Origin of the sequence: Conexibacter stalactiti (genome assembly GCF_033542075.1) — a bacterium.
GTDB classification, from domain to species: Bacteria; Actinomycetota; Thermoleophilia; order Solirubrobacterales; family Solirubrobacteraceae; genus Conexibacter; species Conexibacter stalactiti.
Window position 1 is genome coordinate 1 of the sequence record NZ_JAWSTH010000200.1, and the last position, 3,107, is coordinate 3,107.

Annotated in this window: 3 protein-coding genes; all 3 read left to right on the forward strand. The window is 77.7% G+C overall.

What is annotated here, in order from left to right; translation table 11 throughout:
- Positions 1 to 483, forward strand: a 483-nt coding sequence (locus R7226_RS31165; protein ID WP_404827930.1) for a COG4315 family predicted lipoprotein, incomplete at its 5' end; no start/stop codon positions are given.
- 116 nt (positions 484 to 599) lie between these two features.
- Complete coding sequence (locus R7226_RS31170) at positions 600 to 2,366, forward strand: hypothetical protein (protein WP_318601453.1); 1,767 nt, start codon at positions 600 to 602, stop codon at positions 2,364 to 2,366.
- Positions 2,367 to 2,510: 144 nt separating this feature from the next.
- Positions 2,511 to 3,107: glycine-rich protein (locus R7226_RS31175; protein ID WP_327019414.1), on the forward strand; the 597-nt coding region annotated here is incomplete at its 3' end.

Below are 3,107 nucleotides of genomic sequence, written 5' to 3' on the forward strand. Positions count from 1 at the left end.
GGCGCGACGGCGGAGCCGCCTGCCGAGCCGCCCGCCGCGACGGCGGAGGCGCCCGCCAAGCCGCCCGCCGCGACGGCGGAGGCGCCCGCCAAGCCGCCTGCCGCGGCCGCGAGACCCCGCCCCAAGCGCGGCGTCGTCGTGCGGCTCGTCAGATCGCAGTTCGGCCCGATCGTCGGCGACGGCCGCGGTCAGGCCTTCTACCTCTTCGAGCGCGAGACGACGAGCCGCCCCCGCTGCTACGGCGACTGCGCTCGCGCCTGGCCGCCGGTCTTCGCCAGAGGCGAGCCGGTCGCCGGCCGCGGCGCCGACGCCGACCTGATCGGAACGACCCGCCGTGCCGACGGCCGTCGGCAGCTGACCTACCGCGGCCAGCCGATGTACTACTACGTCAGCGACTCGCCCGGCGTCGTCCTGTGCCAGAACGTCGACGAGTTCGGCGGGCTGTGGCTCGTCGTCAAGGCCGACGGCCGCGCGCTCACCTGAACCGCCGTCCACGCGCAACTGGCGCGTCGATCGGCAGGTGCGGAAAGTGACGTTCGTCAGACGGTGACGCAGGCGCGTTCCCGCTCCTTTTCATCGCAGCGCGCGTTGAAGGGGATGTGGAGACGCCGTCATCAAGGCCGCCCCGCGCGGCCCCGGTTCGCGCTGCGCTGATCGCGCTCGTCGCGGCGCTCGCGGGCGTCGTCGCGAGCGCGGTGGGAGCGCACGCCGCCCTGCCGCCCGCACACGCCTGGAGCGGGGAGGAGGTCGCCCGCTGGGCCGGCGGGGTCGAGCGCGCGTGGGTGAGGCTGACCGACGACAACGGCGCCGTGCGCGACCTGCTCGAACCGCCCTACGGCGCCTTCAACTACGGCACGCTGATGCTCGCGCAGGCGCAGCTGCGCGCGGCCGCCCGCAGCGGTGACGAAGGGCTGGAGCGGGCAGCGGTCGCGCAGGTGCTCGGCACGCTGCGGCGCGACCCGCAGAGCGACCCCTTCCACGTGCTCGGCGCCACGTCGCTGCTGCGCGACGGCCAGGCGGGTCGGCTGCCCGCGCGGGCGTGGGAGCGGATCGGGACGCCGTTGGCCGACTGGGTCGCGCGGATCCCGCCGTTCCGCGGTCATGCGTTCGCCGCGACGGGCGACTACGACAACTGGCGGCTCGTCTTCGCCGCGGCCGCCTCCGAGCTGGCGCAAGCCGGCCTCGTCGGCACGCCCGGCGGGATCGCCTCCGACGCCGACGCGCTGCGCGTCGAGGTGCGCCGGATCGTCTCGCGGCTGATGCCGCGCCACGCCGGTCCGCGCTTCCAGATCCCGCGCCTCGGCGCGGCGCGGGCGCTGTCGGACCCACCGTGGCAGCCGCCGGCCTATCACCTCTTCAGCACGCTGCTGCTGGAGCGCGTCTACCAGTCGGCGCCCGGCGCCTTCAGCGAGCAGGCGCTGAGGATCCGCCGCGAGGCCGGTCGCTACGCGCTCGCGCTGATGGCGCCCGACGGCGCGCTGACGCCCGGCGGGCGCAGCATGGAGCAGTCGTGGGTGCTGGCGGCGGCGGTCGCGCTCGGTGCGATGCGCGCCTCCGACCACGGCCCGGCCGCGAGCACCTGGCGCGCGTTCGCCGAGCGCGCGATGGACCGGCTCGTGCGCGTCCATGGCACGCTCGACGACGGCACGATCCCCGTCGTGCCGGGGCTGCGGCAGGCGTGGGACGCGACGATCATGGACGGCTACGCGTCGATGACGCAGTACAACGGCCTGACGCTGTTCCTGCTGCAGGACGCGGCCGACCGCTGGCCCGACGGCGTTCCCGTCGGCCGCATCCCGGCCGACGCGCACGGCCACCTCGTCGCGGACCTCCGCGGCTCGCGGCTGGCGTGGGGGCGGGGGCCTGAGCTGTGGTGGGCGCTGTCGGGCCGCCGCACGCAGGGCGACGGCCGCTACCAGCAAGGGCTCGCCGCGCTGAAGGTCGCTGACGGCGCCGGCGGCTGGCGCGATCTGCTCGCGGCGCGGCCGCAGCGCCACGGGATCTCCTCTGGCTGGCTGCTGCGCACCCCGCGCGGCACCGCCCGGCTCGTGCTCGCGCACGCCGACGGCCGCGGCGGCGCCGTGCGGCTGTACGGCGCCTGGCGGCTGGCGAACGGGACGACGTACCGCCCCGCGCACTGGCGCCTGCTCGCGCGCGGTCGCGCGCTCACGATCACGACCGATCGGCTGCGGCCGGGCGAGGCGCTCGACGCCGCGGTGTGGGCGCTGCCGGGCGTGCTGCCGGTGCTCGCGCGTGGGAGCGTCACGCCGCGCCCCTGCACGGTCTCCGCCTCCGGCCCCGCCTGTCCGCTGCGGCTGCGCGTCGCCCAGCCGGGGGCGGTGCGGCTGACGCTCGCGGCGCCGTAGCGACTGCGAGCCGCCGCGCGCGCGGCGGGAGCGCCGGCCGCACCGCGCCCGCCGGCACGCGCCGTGCAAGCGGACGCCCGGATCCGACCGAGGTCGTTTGCGAGGATTCCGGGCCACTGTCTGTCGTCGCCTCCGGGGAGCACCATGCCACGCATCCGCCGTTCCATCGCCGCGCTCGCGGCCGTCGCCGCGACGGGAGCGGCCGCGGCGCCGGCCGTCGCCGCGCCGGTCCAGCAGGTGTTCGCCTACAGCGGCGGCGTGCAGCCGTGGACCGTCCCCGACGGCGTGACACAGGCGACCTTCATGCTGCAGGGCGCCGGCGGCGGAATCGGCACGCCGGGCAACCCGCAGGTCGCCGGCGGCTTCGGTGCGATCGTGCGCGCGACGCTGCCGGTGTCGCCCGGTCAGGTCTACGCCATCACCGTCGGCGGGAGAGGCGTGAGCGGCCCCGCCGGCGGCTTCAACGGCGGCGGTGACGCCGGCGCCGGCGCGGGCGCTCCGACGGCCGGCAGCGGTGGCGGCGCGACCGACCTGCGGCTCTCCGGCGCACCGCTGACCGGCCGCCTGCTGGTCGCCGCGGGCGGCGGCGGTGGCGGCTCGACGGGCGACAACAGCGGCATCCACGGCAGCGGCGGCATCGGCGGCGCGGCGGAGGCCGACGGCAGCGGCGGCGGCGCGCCCGGCACCGGCCCGCTCGGCGGCGGCGGCGGGTTCAGCCTCACCGGCGCGGGCGGCACGGCC